Raw genomic sequence first — 17,046 nt, forward strand, 5'->3', positions numbered from 1 at the left:
AAGGCCCGTTACTTGCGAAATTTGCAAGTAACGGGCCTTTCATTGCGTCTGTGGTGAGGCGTCAGCGGCCCTGGGGCAGCCCAGCGGCCAGGTCGGACAGCGCGAGCACGTGCTCCATCAGCACGGTCAGCACCTGCTTCGTCGAGTCGCGTTCCCGCGCGTCGCACAGCAGCAGCGGGACGTCCATGCTGACGTCGAGCGCCTGCCGGACCTCCTCGGTGCCGTAGCGGTACGCGTTGTCGAAGCAGTTGACGGCGACGACGAACGGCAGCCCGCGGCGCTCGAAGAAGTCGACGGCCGCGAAGCAACTGTCGAGGCGCCGGGTGTCGGCCAGCACGACGGCGCCGAGCGCGCCTTCGGCCAGCTCGTCCCACATGAACCAGAACCGGTCCTGCCCCGGCGTGCCGAACAGGTAAAGGATCAGCTCGGGGTTGATGGTGATCCGGCCGAAGTCGAGGGCGACCGTGGTGGTCGTCTTCTTTTCGACGCCGGTGAGGTCGTCGACGCCCTCGGACGCCGCGGTGATGACCTCCTCGGTGCGCAGCGGGGGAACCTCGCTGACCGAACCGACCATCGTGGTCTTACCGACCCCGAACCCGCCGGCGATGAGGACCTTGACCGCGTTCGCGGTCAGGGATCGCCGGGGCTCAGAGTTTCCGGATGCCATCAAGAACCGCCTGGAGTACGTGTTTGTTGGGAGTGTCGGTGACCGGTGTCGCGGTGCGGAACAGCACGAGGTTCTGTTCGATGAGGTCGCTCAGCAGCACCTTCACCACCGGCAACGGCAGATCGATGCGCGCGGCGACCTCCGCGACGGAGGTCGGTCTCTGGCACAGGTTGAGGATCCGCCCGTACTCCGGCTCGAAGCCGGCGACCTCGTGCGCGGTGCGCATGGCGACCACCAGGGTGATCAGGTCGAGGCCGAGCGTGTCCGAGCGGGTGCGCCCGCCCGTGACGGCGTACGACCGGACCAGCGGACCGGCCTCGTCCTCGAACCACGACTCGTGCCGCCCGCTCATGGCGACGTGGGAGTCGCGGCGCGGGGCGCCGAGGTGAGCACCGCGCCGACCCGTTTGACCATCATGTTCATCTCGTAGGCCACGAGACCCATGTCCGCGTCTTCCTTGGCCAGCAGCGCGAGGCACGCGCCGCGGCCCGCCGCGGTGACGAACAGGAAGGCGTGGTCCATCTCCACCATGGTCTGGCGGACGTTGCCGCCGCCGAAGTGCCGTCCCGTGCCCCTGGCGAGGCTCTGGAACGCCGACGCCACCGCGGACAGGTGCTCGCCGTCCTGCTCCGACAGGTTGCCGGACCGGCCGATGAGCAGACCGTCCGCCGAAAGGACCACCGCCCTGTCCGCACCGCTGACCCGCTTGACCAGGTCATCCAGCAACCAGTCGAGTTCACTGACTCCCGCGTTGGCCATCTAGTCACGATCTCCGTACATGTCGTGGTCGGTGTAGTCGTCGGTGGGCTCGGTGTCCCGGCCTCGGCGCGTCCCCTGCTGGAACGCGGCGAGGCGGTTCCTGGCCAGCTCGGGGGTGTCCTCGCGGACCTCCTCGCGCTGGGCGGCAGGCCGGTCCTCCATCAGCTGGGGGACCAGGTTCGTCTGACGGCGGCGCTGCGGCAGCGGTGGCCTGCCCGGCGCCTCGGGGCCGGGTCGCCGGGTCTGCGGCGGACGGCCGTCCTGCGGTCGGGTGTCGGCGGGCGGCCACGCCGGCGGCTGCACCGGCTGCGGCCGGGCCTCGGCACGCGCGGGCTCCGGGCGGATCGGCTCGGGGCGGGGTGTTTCGGGCCGGGGCACCCGCGGCTGGCGCGGGGGAAGCGGCGGCAACGCGGCGCCGGGCGAATCGGGACCGGGCCGGTGCATGACCGGGGCCTGCGGGGCCACCGGCATCGGCACGGGGAGCTCGGGCCGTTCCGCGGGGAACTCGGTGCGGTGCCGGGCACGACGGCCCGGGAGCAGCGGTGCGGCGTCCGGCACCTCGGTGCTCTCGGGGTCCACCTCGTCCTCCGGCTGATCAGACGGGACCGGCGCGAGCAGGTCGGTGCGGACGAGCACGATGGCCCTGGTGCCGCCGTACGCGGACTCGCGCAGGTGCACGGAGATGCCGTGCCGCGCGGCGAGCCGCGCGACCACGAACAGGCCCAGCCGTGGCTCGGCTGACAACGCCATGATGCCGAAGTCCGGCGGATCGGCCAACATCCCGTTCAGCTCGGCGGCCTGCTCGGGCTCGATGCCGAGGCCCTGGTCCTCGACCTCGATCACGACGCCCTTGCCGACCACGTTGCCCCGGAGCTCGACGCGCGACTGCGGCGGCGAGAACGAGGTCGCGTTGTCGATCAGCTCCGCGAGCAGGTGCACGAGGTCGCCGACGACCGGGCCCTGCACCGCGATCGCGGGCATCTTCGCCGTCTTCACCCTGGCGAAGTCCTCGGTCTCGGCCGAGGCACCGCGGGTCAGCTCGGCCAGCGTGACCGGCTTGCGCCACTGACGGCCGGGCTGGCCGCCACCGAGGATGATCAGGTTCTCCGCGTTGCGGCGGGCGCGGGTGGAGAGGTGGTCCAGCTGGAAGAGCGTCTCCAGCTGCTCCGGGTCCTCCTGCTTGCGCTCGGCCTGGTCGAGCACCTTGAGCTGGCGGTGCACGATCACCTGGCTGCGGTGCGCGATGTTGAGGAACACCGTCTTGGTGCCTTCACGGGTCCTGGCCTCTTCGACGGCGGCCGCGATGGCGGTCTGCTGTGCCTTGTTGAAGGCCTCGGCGACCTGGCCGATCTCGTCGTCGCCGTGGTCGAGGAAGTGACCCTTGTCGTCGAGGTCGACGGGCTCGCCCGCCCGTACCCGGTCCACCAGTTCGGGCAGCCGGATCTCGGCGACGTCGAGGGTGTCCTCGCGCAGCCGGGCCAGCCTGCCGATGAGCCGGTTGGACAGCCGCAGGGCGATGAAGAACACGGCGATCGCCACCAGCAGCGCGATGGCCGCGGCGATGGCCGAGGTGATCAGCGTCCGGTCGGCGTCGTCGATGGCCTCGGTGGTGGCGGCGCCACTCTGCTCGACGAAGCCGCGCATCATCGCGTCGCCGACGCCGCGGGCCGACTGCAGCCAGAGCTGCTCGGGCACCGGGAGTGTGGCCTTGCTGTTCTGCAGGAAGGTGTTCTCGACCGTGCTGACGGCCTTCCACGGGTCGCTCGCGACGAGCTGGTCGAACTTCGCCTTGACGCCCGGGGACATCCGCGTCACGGAGGACTCGAGCAGCGACCGGTACGAACCGACCTGGGTGACGTACGCGCGGTAGGTCTCGTCGGTGAAGCCGCCGCCCGCCACGGCCGCGGCGGCGAGGGAGTTCGACCGCTGCAACTGGTCGATCGCGGTGAACAGCGGCACCGCGGTGATCCGCTGGTAGGCGTTCTCCGCGTTCGGCGCGTCCTGGGCGAAACCGGTGAGACCTTCGACGAACTGGTCGACGATCTGGTTGTAGTAGGTGAAGGCGTCGAGCAGCGGCAACTGACCGGAGTCGGCCGACTGCCGGATCTGCGGCATCTTCTGGAAGAGCCCGCTCACCGTGGCGATGTTGCGCTGCACGCTGTCGGGCGAGTTGCCGACCAAGGTCTGGAGATAGCTGACGACGCCTTGGGTGGCGGCGTCGGTCTTGGCGCGCTGCTCCACGAGCGCGGCGTGCTGCGAACGGTCGCCCGCGAGCTCGCGCAGCGTCAGCCGGCGCTCCTCCTGGATCTGAGCGAAGAAGGGGACCGTGGGCGCTTCCGAGCCCCGGATCCGTTGCGCGTAGTCGCGACCGTTGACCGCGTCGAAGATCAAGTACCCGCCGATCGCGAGACCGACGAGCATCAGCGCGATGCTCGGAATGAGCGCGATCGTCAGAACGCGCGAACGAATCGAAGAGCCGCGGCCTCGTCGAAGGGAAATCTGCTTCACCGTGGTCCGTTTTCCTTCCGGCAGTTATTGGTGTCGGGTCGCCGGGGATCTCATACCCGCGGGATCCGATAGCCGGATCAACACAGCGTGGTCCGCTCCGCCCGCGAAGACGCTAGGAGACCCAAACGGGTGAGTCAAGCCCGGACGCGAAGGGTAGTCGCGTATCGCCGTGACCAGGTGACAAGAGGCCGTCGGACCTCGAAAGTCCACCACGTGGACGGGGGTGCCCCGCGAAGTGACTCACCAGTAGATCACCTGGCGGTTTACCGCAGGCAGCGGCTTGATCGACGCTCATCGGACTCGATCAAGTAACAGCCCGTCGTACTCGTGTCCGCACGAAAAAGTCCACGAAAACTACTCGCCGTGACCTCGCTCACGCTTTCGGACCGGGGCTCCACATACCGTTCGGTTTGCGAACGACTTCACCCCGAAGGAAGGCGGCCGTAAGACCGTTCGATCCGCGGAATCGAGAATTGACGGCGCTTATTACGGGTGAATCGGCGAAATGATCTTCGGCGGCGCGGCCGAGCTCCTCCTCGAGGAGTGTGTCGACCCTCCTGGACGCGTCGCGGAGCATCCGGACGCCCGCCCAGCACAAGGTCGCCACCCCGGCGGCCAGAATCACGACGAGCGCCGTCTCGACCGGGTAACGCGAGCCGAATTCGTTGAGCAGGAAACCGGAAGCGACACCGAACACGGCGACGGCGGTATAGGTGATCGACACAATCCCCTCCTTCTCCAGACGCCGCGGCCCGCGCCTCGCCACTAAGACGAGTGACGCGGGTTTTCCTTACGCCACAGGGGAAGGATCTACGTCACACTCGCGGCGAGAGCGAATGTCGAGACTAACAGCGGATTCACCAAAGATCGCCTCGTCTCCCCCGAGGGGGCGAGGTGATCACCTTTTTGCCACCGATTCCCGAATGAACTTCACCATTTGCGCGGCCGTTACGAAGCCTTCCTATAAGGCGAATTCGCACGTCGGCAGCAGCAAGACAGAACGTTCTATATGCTGGAGGCATGGCAGCCACGACCACCCGCCGCTCCGCGGCCAGGGACCGCCTCCTGGAGACGGCGTCGAAGATCTTCTACACGCAGGGGATCCACTCCGTCCCCGTGGACGACGTCATCGTCGCGGCCGAGGTCAGCCGGGCGACCTTCTACCGGCACTTCCCCGGCAAGGAAGACCTGGTCCGCGCCTACCTCGAAGCCGAGCACGACCGGATCCGCGGGCTCGTCGCCGCCGCGGCGGAGCGGAAGCCGGAGCCTTCGAAGATGCTCGAAATCCTCGTCCTCGGCATCGGTGAGGAGATCTGCGCGCCGGGCTTCCGCGGCTGCCCGTTCATCAACGCGGCCGCCGAGTACCCGGATCCGGAGCACCCCGTGCGGCGGGTCGTGCGCGAACACCGGGCGTGGTTCCGCGACTCGATCGCGGAGATCGTCGGCGCGACGGGGCACCCCGACCCCGGCGGCGCCGCGCGGGAGCTGACCCTCCTGCGCGACGGGGCCATGGTCGGCGGCTATCTCGAAGACGCGGACGAGGTGCGCGAAAGCCTCGCGCACGCCGCCCGCGCCGTGCTCGGCGCCGGAGCTCCCTAACGCGAGTCGTGAGTGACAAAGAGGGCTAGAGCGGACCGGTAGTCGCTTACCTACGCGTGGCCAGGGCGAAGGTGAGGTGCGGGAGTCGAGGGGGCGCTCCGGTCTCGGAGCTCGATGACACCGGAATCTCACCGCGACAGGGTTCGTGTGTGGAGGATTTGGGACGCTCAACGTCCTAAATCCTCCACACACGGTTCACAACGACCACCTGACCGCTACTGGGTGGCGGCTCACGCGTGTGCGGGGTGTTGACGATGAAGGAATCGGGACGTTGAGTGTCCCGATTCCTTCATCGTCGATGGGGGGGCGGTCCGGTCTCGGGTCTTGATCAACGGAGGATCGGGGACACTCAACGTCCCCGATCCTCCGTCGATCAAGACCATGCCACCCCCACACCCCCGCGGACGGCAGCCGAGTGGGGAAGATTCCGGACGGTCAACGTCCCAAATCTTCCCCACTCACCCACATCGGACATTTATCCGCCTGAAGGTGTCCCCTGTGGACAGTCAGGATGCGGTCGGCTCTCGTCGACCGGCCAGATCCGCGACGCTGAAGGCTCGGCGCGACCCGACCGCGAAACATGCAACGTTCGCCCTTCTCCTCAATAGTTCCCCCGGCGCAATTCCCCCAGTGTCGTGACGGCGCGGAGCACCTCGCCGTAGGTGGTGTAGAGCGGCGCCAGGCCGAACCTCAGCACGTTGGGCGGGCGGAAGTCCCCGATCACCCCGCGCTCGATCAGGGCCGCCATCGTCTTGGCCGCGTCGTCGTCGACGACCGAGATCTGGTGCCCGCGATCGTGTCCGCGCGGGGTCGGGATCGTCGCGCCGTCGAGGAGTTCGTCCGCGCACCGGAAGAAGAAGTCACCGAGCGCGAGACCTTTCCGGCGCAGCAGCCCGCGATCCACGCCGTCCCAAACGTCGAGGGCCGCGTCCAAGGCCAGTAGCGAAAGCATGTCGGGAGTCCCCGCGCGGCCACGCGAGATCCCGGCGTGCGCCTCGTAGGCGCCGCGCATCGCGAACGGATCGCGATCGCCGGCCCAGCCGGCCAGCGGCTGATCGAACCGGTCCAGCCATTTCGTTGCCACGTAAAGGAAAGCGGGCGATCCCGGACCGCCGTTGAGGAATTTGTAGGTGCAGCCGACGGCGAGGTCCACTCCCGCCGCGTCCAGTTCGACCGGGAGCGCGCCGACGCTGTGGCAGAGGTCCCAGAGCGCGAGCGCCCCGGCCTGGTGCAGCGCGCCGGTCAGCGCGGCCATGTCGTGGACGCGTCCGGTGACGTAGTCGACGTGGTTGACCAGCGCGACGGCCGTCCGTTCGCTCACCTCGTCCGGCAGGTCCTCGGCGACGACCCGGCGCACCGTGCGCCCGGTCAGCCGGGCGGCCTCGTCCGCGAGGTAGCCGTCGGTCGGGAACGTGTCCGCGTCGACGAGGATCTCGTCGCGGCCCGGCCTGAGCCGGGTCGCGGCGACCAGCGCCTTGAACAGGTTCACGCTGGTCGAGTCCGCCACGACGACCTGCCCCGGCGCGGCCCCCACGAGCGGCGCGATCCGTTCGCCGACCCGTTCCGGCGCCTCCCACCAGCCTTCCGACCAGGATCGGATGAGCCGTCCGCCCCATTCCTCGCGGATGACCGCGGCGACACGTCCGGCGACGTGTTTCGGCGGCGCGCCCAGCGAGTTGCCGTCGAAATAGGCGACGCCCGCATCGAGGTCGAATTCGTTTCGCTTGTGCGCCAAGGGATCAGCCGCGTCCAGTGCCGCGGCCTCGGCTACGAGGTCAGTCACGTGGTCATCGTCGGTGACGGGGTTCCGGAAGTCCACGACTGACGCGATGAAAACGGAAAAGGTGGACATTTCGCGTAGCGCAACCGTGGCCGCGATTCTCTATCCACCACTGACCGAAGCCCTTACAGTGTGCCTGATCAGGCAGCATCGAGGAGGCCAGCGTTGACCAACCAGCCGACCGTCGCCGAGCAGATCGAAGGCCAGACCATCCCCGCCCTGCTTCACCGCAACGCCCAGGAGTTCGGTGAGCTGCCGGCGGTCACGTCCCTCGACATCGAGGGCAAGCCGACCCTGAACTGGCGTGAATTCCGCACCGCCATCGCGGAGGTGTCGCGCGGGCTCGCCGGGCTCGGGCTCGGCTCCCGCGACCGGATGCTGATCATGGCGCCGAGCAGTCCCGATCACCTGATCGCCGACCTCGCCGCGGCCCATCTCGGCGCGATCCCCTGCACCGCGTACGCGACGCTCAGCCCGGAGCAGATCGGGTACGTCGCCCGGCACAGCGCGGCAGGCGTCGTCGTGCTCGCCGGTGCCGACGAACTCGGCCGCTGGTCCCAGATCCTCGACGACCTGCCCGCGCTGCGCCACATCGTCCTGCTCGACGCGTCCGTGGTCCCCGCGGACGACAAACGGTTCCTCTCGTTCGCGGAGCTGCGCGCGGCGGGCGCCGAGGCCCACGCGGCCGACCCGTCGGCGTTCGAGACCACGTGGTCCGCGATCGGCCAGGACGACCCGCTGTCGATGATCTACACCTCCGGCACCACCGGCGAACCCAAGGGTGTCGTGCTGTCGCACCGGAACGCGATCTACGAGGCGATCGCGGTCCAGAAACTGCACGAGTCGCCGATGCACGCCACGAACATCGCGTACCTTCCGCTCGCGCACATCGCCGAACGCGAAATCTCGATCTACATGCCGATCGTGTGGGCCGGGCACGTGCACACCGTCGGCGACCCGACCACCGTCGTCGGAGCGCTGGGCCAGGTGCACCCGAAGAGCTTCTTCGGTGTCCCGCGGGTGTGGGAAAAGATGGTCGCGGGACTGAAGAACCTGCTCGGTTCGCTGCCGGAGGACAAGCGGAACGGGCTGCTCGGCGCCAACGAACTGCTGCAACAGGGCTACAAACTGCGCAGTGACGGCAAAGAGGTCCCGCCGGAGCTGGCGGAGAAGATCGCGCAGACCGACGCGGCCGCGCTCGCGCCGGTGCGGGCGATGCTGGGCCTGGACCAGATCGAGGTCGCCACCAGCGGTGCCGCCGCGCTGCCGGTGGAGATCCTGTACTTCATCGCCGGACTCGGCATCGAGATCCAGGAGGTCTGGGGACTGTCCGAGACCACCGGCGCGGTCACGTCGAACACGCCATCAGCGTTCAAGGCGGGCTCGGTCGGGAAGCCGCTGGAAGGCATCGAGGTGAAGGTCGCCGAGGACGGCGAACTGCTGGTCCGCGGCCCGATCGTGTTCCTGGGCTACCTGCAGGAGGACGGCTCGATCAAACCGGACATCGACGCCGACGGGTGGCTCGCCACCGGCGACATCGGGACCATCGACGAACGCGGCTTCGTCACGATCACCGACCGCAAGAAGGAACTGATCATCACCTCGAGCGGCAAGAACATCGCGCCGACGAAGGTCGAGGGCCTGCTCAAGGAGCACCCGCTGATCGGGCAGGCCGTCGCGATCGGCGAGAAGCGGCCGTACGTGACGGCGCTGATCGTCATCGACGACGAGATCGCGCCGGGCTGGGCGACCGCGAACGGCATCCAGCTCACCGAAGGCGAATCGCTCGCCGACAACGCGCAGGTGCGCGCGGAGATCGAGAAGGCCGTCGAGGCTGCGAACGCGCGGCTGGCGCGGATCGAGCAGATCAAGCGGTACCACGTGATCCCGAAGGCGTGGACGCCCGAAAGCGGCGAGGTGACCCCGACGCTGAAGCTGAAGCGGCGGATCATCAACGACCGGTACGCGCCGGCGATCGCGGATCTCTACGAGGCCTCCGCTCCGGCACCCGCCGCGGGTTCCTGACCCGGGGTACGCGCGCTGACATGAAAGGCCCGTTACTTGCAAATTTTGCAAGTAACGGGCCTTTCATGTCACGCGCGCGCCCCACACCCGGGCGGCGCCACCCGGCACAAAGCGGTCGCCGTCAGGGCGCCGCCGCTGCTAACTTGCCGCCGTGGATCTCTTCTCCCGCTCTTGGGCGGCGCTCCTCGCCGCCGTCGCCGAAACCCCCGACGAAGACTTCACCAAGCCGTCCGGCTGCGCGGGCTGGCTGGTCCAGGACCTGGTGTGTCACCTGGTGATCGACGCCCAGGACGTCCTGATCACTCTCGCCACCCCCGCCGAAACGGCACCGACGCGCGACGCGGTCACCTACTGGGAGGTCACCGACCGGCCGCCCACCGGCGAAGACGACCTCGACGCGCTGATCGTGCGGCTCGCCGCCGCGTACCAGGAGCCCCGGCTCCTCAAGTTCCACCTGGACGACGTCGGTTCGGCCGCGGGCCGGGCCGCCGGCCTCGCCGATCCGGGGATGCGGGTCGCCACCCGCGACATCGTCCTGTCCGCGGGCGACTACCTGGCCGCGTACGTCCTGGAGTGGACGTTGCACCACCTCGACCTCGTCGCGCACCTGCCGCACCTCGCGGGGCCGGCCGCCGACAGCCTCGCGAAGACGCGGCAGATCCTGGAGCAGCGCACCGGGGAGAAGTTCCCGGCGTCGTTCTCCGACACGGACGCGCTGCTGGTCGGCACCGGACGCCGCGAGCCGACCGGCGCGGAGAAGGCCGAACTGGGCGATCTCGCCGCGAAACTGCCGTTCGTCGTCGGCTAAGTGGCCGGTCAAGCGGTCCGGGTCGACTCCGTCCACTTGCGCAGCCGGGGCGGGACGCGCTTTTCGAGGCCGTAGTTCTCCAGGTGCGCGCTGAACACCTCGTCGAACGCGCGCTGCACGGTCTCGGTGTCCCACACCGGCCGCTCGAGGATGGGCTGCTTCAGGTACGGCTGTCCCATGACGTGCAGCTGCGGCCCGTTGCAGCGGATCATCTGCCCGGTGATCCCGTGGGATCCGGCGCCGAGCAGGAACAGCACGACCGGCGCGATCCGCGACGGCGTCCGGTCCGGCGGGCAGGAGCGCAGTGACCGTTCGGACTTCCACACCATCCGGGTGTGCGCGAGCGGGCACACCGCGTTCACCCGGATCCCGCTCTCCTCGAGGTCGAGCGCCCAGGAGTAGGTCAGCGAAGCGACGGCGCCCTTGCTGGCGGCGTACACGCCGAGCTTGCGCTGTCCGAGCGAAGCCCCGGACGAGATGTTGACGATCGAGCCCTGTTTTCCCCGCGCGACCATCGCCTTGATCGCGGCGAGGCCGGTGTACATGACGCCGAGGACGTTCACCTCGACCAGTTCGCGGGCCTGCTCGACGTCGTCCTCCCAAGGCAACGCCTCGTAGTTCAGGCCCGCGTTGTTGACCAGCCCGTCGATCGCGCCGAACTCGGCCAGGCAGAGGTCGACGATCTCCTGCGCCTGCTTCGGATCCGCGACGCTGTGCCCGCTGGCGACCGCTCTGCCGCCGAAGCGGCGGATGTTCTCCGCCGTCCGTTCGGCCAGCGCGACGTCGATGTCGTTGACCACGACGGCCCCGCCCGCCCTCGCCACGTGCACCGCGAACGCCTCGCCGAGGCCCCGTCCCGCCCCGGTCACGACGACGGCTTTGTCGTCGAGCAAACCGTTCATCGCCTTCACCCCTTTGGCCCGGCCGGCCTCCACCTCCAGGCCGGTCTCTACTCAGTGTTGGCCCATTCGGCCCAACCGGGACTCGGGCGGCGCTGAACGGCGGGCGGGCTGCGCCGAGCGAGTGCGGGGCGACAGGCGCGCAGATACCCGCGGACGAGTCAGAGCGGCGTCACTCACCGGTCAGACGGCGTAGCTCGATCGGCCTAACAGGCGAAGGATTCGCTGGTCTTCTGTTCGTCTCCCTGTAGCCGGAGGCATACTGAACGTTGTTCGGCGGGACATTAACTGTGACTCCCTCGTCGGCCACGTAACAAGGCAGGCAAGAATGCGAGGGAGTGAAGTTCACCCGATCGGGGGGAGGTGGTCACGGAGTGAAGACGAACGCGGCGCCGCGGATGACCGCCGCCCTGGCGAACCGCGAGTTCCGCGCACTCTGGCTCGCCGAGGTGCAGTCCCTGATCGGGGACCAGCTGACCATCGTCGCGCTGGCGATCCTCGTCTACGACCGCACCGGCTCCGCGCTGCTCTCGGCGGTCGTCTACTCCCTGACCTTCCTGCCCGCGCTGGCCGGCGGCCTCGGCCTCTCCCAGCTGGCCGACCGCTACCCGAGGCGTACCGTCCTCGTCTACTCGTCCCTGCTCCAAGCGGTGCTGATCGGGATCATGGCGATCCCCGGCACGCCGCTCGCCCTGCTGTGCGGGCTGGTGGTGCTGGCCCGGCTCGCGAACGCGCCCGGCAACGCCGCGCAGAACGCGCTGACCCGCGAGGTGTTCACCGACGACGACCTCTACCTCAAGAGCCAGGACATCCGGGGCATCTCGACCAACACCGCCATGCTGCTCGGCCTGGCGGGCGGCGGTCTGCTGGTTTCACAGGTCGGGGCGAGCTGGGCGCTGGGGCTGGACGCCGCGACGTTCCTGCTGAGCGCGGCCGTGGTCCGCTTCTCCGTCTCGCGGCGGGCGGCGGCCTCCGACGGCACCGGCAGCTGGTTCGGCGCGGTGAAGCAGGTGTTCGGCAACCGCCACCTGCGGGTGCTGGTCTGGTTCTCGTGGCTGGTCGGCCTGGCCGTCATCCCCGAAGGGCTCGCCGCGCCGCTGGCCGCCGAGATGGGCGTGGGGAAACAAGCCGTCGGCTGGTTGCTGGCCGCCGATCCGCTGGGCTTCGTCATCGGCGCGTTCCTGCTGTCCAAATTCGTCTCCGCGGAACAACGGCGGAAGCTGCTGGGTGTGCTGGCGGCACTGCCGATGGTCGCCCTGATCGCCTTCGCGTTCAAGCCGGGACTGATTCCGGCCTTGCTCCTGCTCGCGGCGGCGGGCGCCGCGGGGGCGTACCTGATCACGGTGAGCGCCACGTTCATCACCTGGGTCCCGAACGAACTCAGGGGCGGCGCGGGCGGGGTGTACCGCACCGGGTTGCGGGTGGCTCAAGGAATAGGGGCGGGACTCGGCGGGCTCGCCGCCGATCGGCTCGGGGCGGCGACCTCGGCCATCGCGCTGGCAGGCGTCGTCGGCCTGCTGCTGGCCGTCATGGTCGCGCTCAGCTGGGGGCACATCAACGGATCCAGCCCGGAACCGTTGCTGTCATGAGGAATCCACACTGGACGACCCCTGGGGCGGCACGGCCGCCCGGCGGGTTCGTACTCGGAAATCTCGACGGGACACTGCTTCGGCACCTGGGCCTTCGACAGACGGGCGAAAAGAAACGGCTCTCGATCAGAAGTCACGGCTCGACACGGTCACACACCTCCCGGCCACCTCGTTGCTGCGAACTAATACTCTGTCCGGGCTCAGAAGTCACGACTGGACACTATCGGTCACCCCTTCCACGACGCGTCTCGAAAAACATTCAGCTGTCAAGATCAGAAATCACGGGACACGATTGCCACCTCCGGTCGGTGTTCGCGGGCACCCTCGCCGGTGTCGAACAACTGATGCGATGGGATGATACCGGCCGTGGAATACGAACGGTGTATCAGTCGGTACCGGTGAGATTACTCAGCCGTGCCATCCGCGCGGAAAAGAGGTAGCAATTGCCAGCCGAGACCGGCGACCGCCGCCAGCACGGCGACGGCACCGGCGACCTTGACGATCAGGCGGGGACGGCCGCCACGGCGGACGGTGTGCCGGTGACCGAACGCGGGCAGACAAGCCCGGAAGGTGACCAGGCGGAACCGCCGCCGCGCCATCCCTACGATCCCAGGGCGTGGGCGCTGTGGCAGCGGCCGAAACGGTTCATCGCGTTCCTTTTCGCCATGGAGGCGATCGGAGTGGCGATCATGGTCGTCGCCACGATGAATTCCACGAATCCGGGAAGAACGGACTGGGTTCGTTTCGCGATTCTCGCCATCGGCGCCACGGCGCATATTCAGCTCACTCAGCGACAGGAAGAAAGGCGTCGTGATCGAAGCCGCACCGTTCTCATCGATCTCACCGCCGTATGGACATTTCCGGCCGCGGTCATCCTGCCGCTTTCACTGACCCTTTCCATCATCGCGCTCGTCCGGATCCAGCATTGGTTCATCGCCCGGCGGCCCGCGCACAACTTCGTGTTCTCGTCGGTCACCCACGGCGTTTCGGTGACCCTGGCGTCACTCACCTTCGCCGCGTTCGGGCCGCATGAATGGGGACGGATTTCCGGCTGGGACACCCTCGGCGAATTCGGCGTCCTGATCGTCACCGGGATGGTCTTCGAGGCGGTGCAGATCGCCTACATCGGCGGCATCCTCGCGATCGGCTCGTCGAAGCGGCCGTCGCTCTCGACCGTGCTCGGCAACGCGGCGGACAACCTGCTGGAGGCCATCACGATCGGCCTCGGCGCGGTCACCGCGGTACTGCTGTTGATCATGCCACCGATGGTGATCGTGATGGCCGTGGTGACGGTGGTGTTCAATCGCCTCGCCGAGATCGACCAACTGCAAAACGACGCGCGGACGGACCCGAAAACCGGTGTTCTCAACATGCGCGGATGGTCGGAGTCGGCCGATCGGGCGCTCGCAAGGACCGCCCGATCGGACGACAACCTTGCGCTTCTGATGATTGATCTCGACCACTTCAAGTGGATTAACGACACATATGGACATCCCGCGGGCGACGACGTCCTCCGCGATGTGGCACAGAAATTGGACGAGGTCACCCGGCCCGCCGACGTCATCGGCCGGTTCGGCGGCGAGGAATTCCTCGTGCTTCTCCCGGATATCGACGAAACCGCCGCGAAACTGGCCGCCGAGCGAGTGCGCAGCGCTATCGCCGAACTGCATATAGTGACTACCGACAAACGGGGCAGTCGCGTCACCATCGCGGGCCGTACTACCTCGATCGGGGCGGCTCTGTTCCCTCGTCACGGTGAATCGCTGGAGGAACTCCTGCACGCCGCCGACGCCGCCGTCTACGTGGCCAAGGAGAACGGTCGGAACCAGGTGCGGTTCGCCCAGGATCTGGACCGGCCCGCTCCTCCGCCGCCCACCGCCGAGACCTGACGCAAGCGCCTCCAGAGGACTGAACGCGCCACACCATCAGGGCACCCGGTGGGTGATCCCGGGGGTTATCCGGATGTCGGCCCCGATCGGCGGATGGCACCCTTGACGCCATGCCAGCGACAGCCGACGCCGACCGGAAGCCCGCCAGGATCCGGCGGCCGTGGTCGACTTCGGGCTGGCTGCTGCTGGTCACCGTGCTGGTCTTCGGGTTCGGCCTGATCGCGTCGCGGCCGGCCTCGCCGCCGGATCAGGGACCACCGACGGGTGACCTCCTCGCCGCCCAGAACGCGGTCGACGCGCTGGTACGGCCCGGCCGGGTCGAGAACGTCATCGCCGAACTACCCGCCGACTTCACCGCGGTCAGCGGGATCACCCCCGGCGTGATGACGGCACGCGACGGCACCGTACGCGCCGTCCACACCGACGGCGGCTGCTCGGCGCCCTGGGGCGACGACAACACCAAGTGGGATTACGCCGTCCCCTGCAAAGCCCATGACCTGGGCTACGACATCCTCCGCTACGCCGAACGCAAGGGGCACCCGCTCGGCCAGGACGCCAGGTCCACGCTCGACGACCGGCTCTCCGCCGACATGCACCATGCCTGCGCCCTCAACCCGATGGACTCGCGCGGCACCTGCGAGGTCGTCGCCTCCCTCTACACCGCCGGTCTCGTGCTCAACTCCTGGCACCAGCGCTGGGGGCCGCCGGTCGGCGACCCGCTCGGCCCGATGATCGTCGGGGTGCTGGTGATCGGCGCGCTGCTGGTGTTCCGCCTCCGTGGCTGGGTCCGCACCCGCCGGACCGTCGTCACGCTGCCCCGCGAGCCGCGTCCGGTGGTCCCGGTCGGCCGATGGGCCCTGCTCGGGGTCGCCGGGGTCGTGCTGATGCTGCTCGGCGAATCCGCCGTCGCGCTCGCGCATTGGGCAGGCGCGGCGGAGCGGTCGCTGTGGCCGTTCACCTGGCTCGCGCAGCTCTGCCCGCTGATCTTCTTCGCGGTGGGCCGGATCAACGAGGCGGGCTGGCGATCGATCCGCGCGACCGGCGGCCGCTATCCGCAGTACCTCGCCGACCGCGCCAGCCCGCTCCTGCGCCCCGCGCTGATCTTCGCCGTCGTCGCGCTGGTCGTGCCGCTCGCCCTGGAGGTGCTGGGGATCCCGACGGGCACGAACGCCACCGTCATGCGGATCGCGCTGCACCCGCTGTGGCTGCTCGGCGTCTTCCTGCTGACCGTCGTCCTCGCGCCGGCGCTGCTGGCGCTGTATCGCCGGACGCGCACCCCCTCCGTCGCCGGCCTGCTGGCCTTGACCTTGGCGAGCGAAGCCGCGGCGCAGTGGTCCGGCTCGGCGATCCCGCGCTACGCGGAAACGTTGTTCCTCGCCCTGTTCGTCCAGCAGCTGGCGTTCGCCCACGCCGACGGAGTCCGGCCGCCGCGTGTCGCGCTCCTGGCGACGGCGTTCACCGGCGCCGCCGGGCTGGGGCTCGCGGTCGCCGTCCTCGGCGAAGGGCCGATGCTGCTCGGCGGCCCCGGCGCCCCGGCCGCGTTGTCGGGCCCGCCGTGGGGTGTCCTCCTGCTCGGGCTGGTCCAGCTCGGGCTCCTCGGACTGCTCGCGCGGCCGCTGGCCCGGCTCGGCGAGAGTCCCGTTGTCGCCGCCACCGCCCGCCTCGTCCTCCGCGCCCCGATGAGCCTCTACCTCGGCTTCCTCTCCGCGATGCTGCTGCTCGTGGCGGTCGTTTACCTGCCAGGACCGGTCGTGGACGGCCTCAGCTGGCTCGCCAGGCCGAGGGTCCTGCTCGCGCTCGCCCTGCTGGCCGTCCCCGCCGCGCTCGTCTTCTGGTGGTTCGAACGTCATTCGGGACCGCAGCAGCGGGCCGTCGACGAACCGGGCCTGCGCGCCGCGGTGTTCTGCCGCGCCGCGGCGACGGTCGGGATGGCGTACGCGATGCTCGGCGTGTTCGGTTTCGCGCTGACCCGCTTCGGCGGCGCGTCGGCCGACGCCGACCTCCTCGGGCTGCGGCTCGGGCCGGTCCAGAGCCTGGTCAACCTGTTACTCGGGGTGTACCTGCTGCACACCGTCCGGAACGGCACCAGCCGGATGACCGGGACCTGGCTGGTCTGTGCGGTCGCGTGCGCTCCGCCGCTGATGGGGGCCCTCGACGGCAATCAGGTGAGCGCCGCGTCCGTCGCGCTGCCGGTCGCGACGATCGTCGTCGCGATGTTCGCGGCGGCCGCCACGCTGGTCCCGGCGCGAGCCGTACAGCGCTGACCTGGCCTTCTCCGTACCATTGAGGGCAAACCGGTGGTGCGTGCCACATCTTCGGGGGGATGTGTAATCCTGCGACAACCCGCAACAGGCACCATGCGTCCCTTGAGAAGACCGTAGAACCGGTACCGGAGAGAAGGAGCAGACCGCGTGGAGTACCCGCCTCGGAATGGGCATGGGGATCGACGTCCCGCCCGGCCTAGGCAGGACGCGCCCGGACGCGTTCCTTCCCGCCCGGCCCCGCCTCGTGGAGCCCGCCCGG

13 protein-coding genes are annotated in these 17,046 nt (G+C 69.0%); 6 read left to right on the plus strand and 7 right to left on the minus strand.

What is annotated here, in order from left to right; translation table 11 throughout:
* Nucleotides 1-61: 61 nt before the first annotated feature.
* The 5 genes from ACLJPX_RS28475 to ACLJPX_RS28495 all read right to left on the minus strand — a co-directional run bounded on the left by ACLJPX_RS28475 (nucleotide 62) and on the right by ACLJPX_RS28495 (nucleotide 4,658).
* Nucleotides 62-667, minus strand: a complete 606-nt coding sequence (locus tag ACLJPX_RS28475; RefSeq protein WP_101610140.1) for a GTP-binding protein — start codon at nucleotides 665-667, stop codon at nucleotides 62-64.
* Entirely contained in the window at nucleotides 648-1,019 is a 372-nt protein-coding gene (locus ACLJPX_RS28480) for a DUF742 domain-containing protein (protein WP_101610141.1), read from the minus strand. Before ACLJPX_RS28480 ends, ACLJPX_RS28475 begins: the two co-directional genes overlap by 20 nt.
* Nucleotides 1,016-1,426, minus strand: coding sequence for a roadblock/LC7 domain-containing protein (locus ACLJPX_RS28485; RefSeq protein WP_410603284.1), 411 nt, complete (start codon nucleotides 1,424-1,426; stop codon nucleotides 1,016-1,018). The genes ACLJPX_RS28480 and ACLJPX_RS28485 overlap by 4 nt, the downstream gene beginning before the upstream one ends.
* Nucleotides 1,427-3,934 (minus strand): nitrate- and nitrite sensing domain-containing protein, encoded by a 2,508-nt coding sequence (locus ACLJPX_RS28490; RefSeq protein ID WP_410603286.1) that lies wholly within the window; start codon nucleotides 3,932-3,934, stop codon nucleotides 1,427-1,429.
* A gap of 373 nt (nucleotides 3,935-4,307) precedes the next feature.
* Nucleotides 4,308-4,658: a hypothetical protein gene (locus ACLJPX_RS28495; RefSeq protein ID WP_410603288.1), complete on the minus strand. Its 351-nt coding sequence runs from the start codon at nucleotides 4,656-4,658 to the stop codon at nucleotides 4,308-4,310.
* Between the two features lie 296 nt (nucleotides 4,659-4,954).
* On the opposite strand from ACLJPX_RS28495, the gene ACLJPX_RS28500 reads away from it, so the two are divergent.
* Nucleotides 4,955-5,533: a TetR/AcrR family transcriptional regulator gene (locus ACLJPX_RS28500; RefSeq protein WP_410603290.1), complete on the plus strand. Its 579-nt coding sequence runs from the start codon at nucleotides 4,955-4,957 to the stop codon at nucleotides 5,531-5,533.
* A gap of 601 nt (nucleotides 5,534-6,134) precedes the next feature.
* Here the strand turns inward: ACLJPX_RS28500 and ACLJPX_RS28505 are convergent.
* The gene (locus ACLJPX_RS28505; RefSeq protein ID WP_410603292.1) at nucleotides 6,135-7,316 is read right to left on the minus strand and encodes a kynureninase; all 1,182 of its coding nucleotides are present in this window, start codon (nucleotides 7,314-7,316) and stop codon (nucleotides 6,135-6,137) included.
* Between the two features lie 162 nt (nucleotides 7,317-7,478).
* On the opposite strand from ACLJPX_RS28505, the gene ACLJPX_RS28510 reads away from it, so the two are divergent.
* Together ACLJPX_RS28510 and ACLJPX_RS28515 are read left to right on the plus strand one after the other, a co-directional pair.
* Nucleotides 7,479-9,338 carry an AMP-dependent synthetase/ligase gene (locus tag ACLJPX_RS28510; RefSeq protein ID WP_410603294.1) on the plus strand — a complete coding sequence of 620 codons (1,860 nt, stop codon included), beginning with the start codon at nucleotides 7,479-7,481 and terminating at the stop codon, nucleotides 9,336-9,338.
* 151 nt (nucleotides 9,339-9,489) lie between these two features.
* Complete coding sequence (locus ACLJPX_RS28515; protein ID WP_410603296.1) at nucleotides 9,490-10,146, plus strand: maleylpyruvate isomerase N-terminal domain-containing protein; 657 nt, start codon at nucleotides 9,490-9,492, stop codon at nucleotides 10,144-10,146.
* Between the two features lie 8 nt (nucleotides 10,147-10,154).
* Here ACLJPX_RS28515 and ACLJPX_RS28520 read toward each other — a convergent pair whose 3' ends face one another.
* Complete coding sequence (locus ACLJPX_RS28520; RefSeq protein WP_410603298.1) at nucleotides 10,155-11,048, minus strand: SDR family NAD(P)-dependent oxidoreductase; 894 nt, start codon at nucleotides 11,046-11,048, stop codon at nucleotides 10,155-10,157.
* 371 nt (nucleotides 11,049-11,419) lie between these two features.
* Here ACLJPX_RS28520 and ACLJPX_RS28525 point away from each other — a divergent pair, with 371 nt between their 5' ends.
* The 3 genes from ACLJPX_RS28525 to ACLJPX_RS28535 all read left to right on the plus strand — a co-directional run bounded on the left by ACLJPX_RS28525 (nucleotide 11,420) and on the right by ACLJPX_RS28535 (nucleotide 16,787).
* Nucleotides 11,420-12,634, plus strand: coding sequence for an MFS transporter (locus ACLJPX_RS28525; protein WP_410603300.1), 1,215 nt, complete (start codon nucleotides 11,420-11,422; stop codon nucleotides 12,632-12,634).
* 443 nt (nucleotides 12,635-13,077) lie between these two features.
* Entirely contained in the window at nucleotides 13,078-14,523 is a 1,446-nt protein-coding gene (locus ACLJPX_RS28530; RefSeq protein ID WP_410603302.1) for a GGDEF domain-containing protein, read from the plus strand.
* 110 nt (nucleotides 14,524-14,633) lie between these two features.
* Entirely contained in the window at nucleotides 14,634-16,787 is a 2,154-nt protein-coding gene (locus tag ACLJPX_RS28535) for a phospholipase A2 (RefSeq protein ID WP_410603304.1), read from the plus strand.
* Nucleotides 16,788-17,046 lie beyond the last annotated feature (259 nt).

The sequence above is a fragment of the Amycolatopsis sp. lyj-90 genome (genome assembly GCF_046549035.1).
Lineage (GTDB): Bacteria > Actinomycetota > Actinomycetes > Mycobacteriales > Pseudonocardiaceae > Amycolatopsis.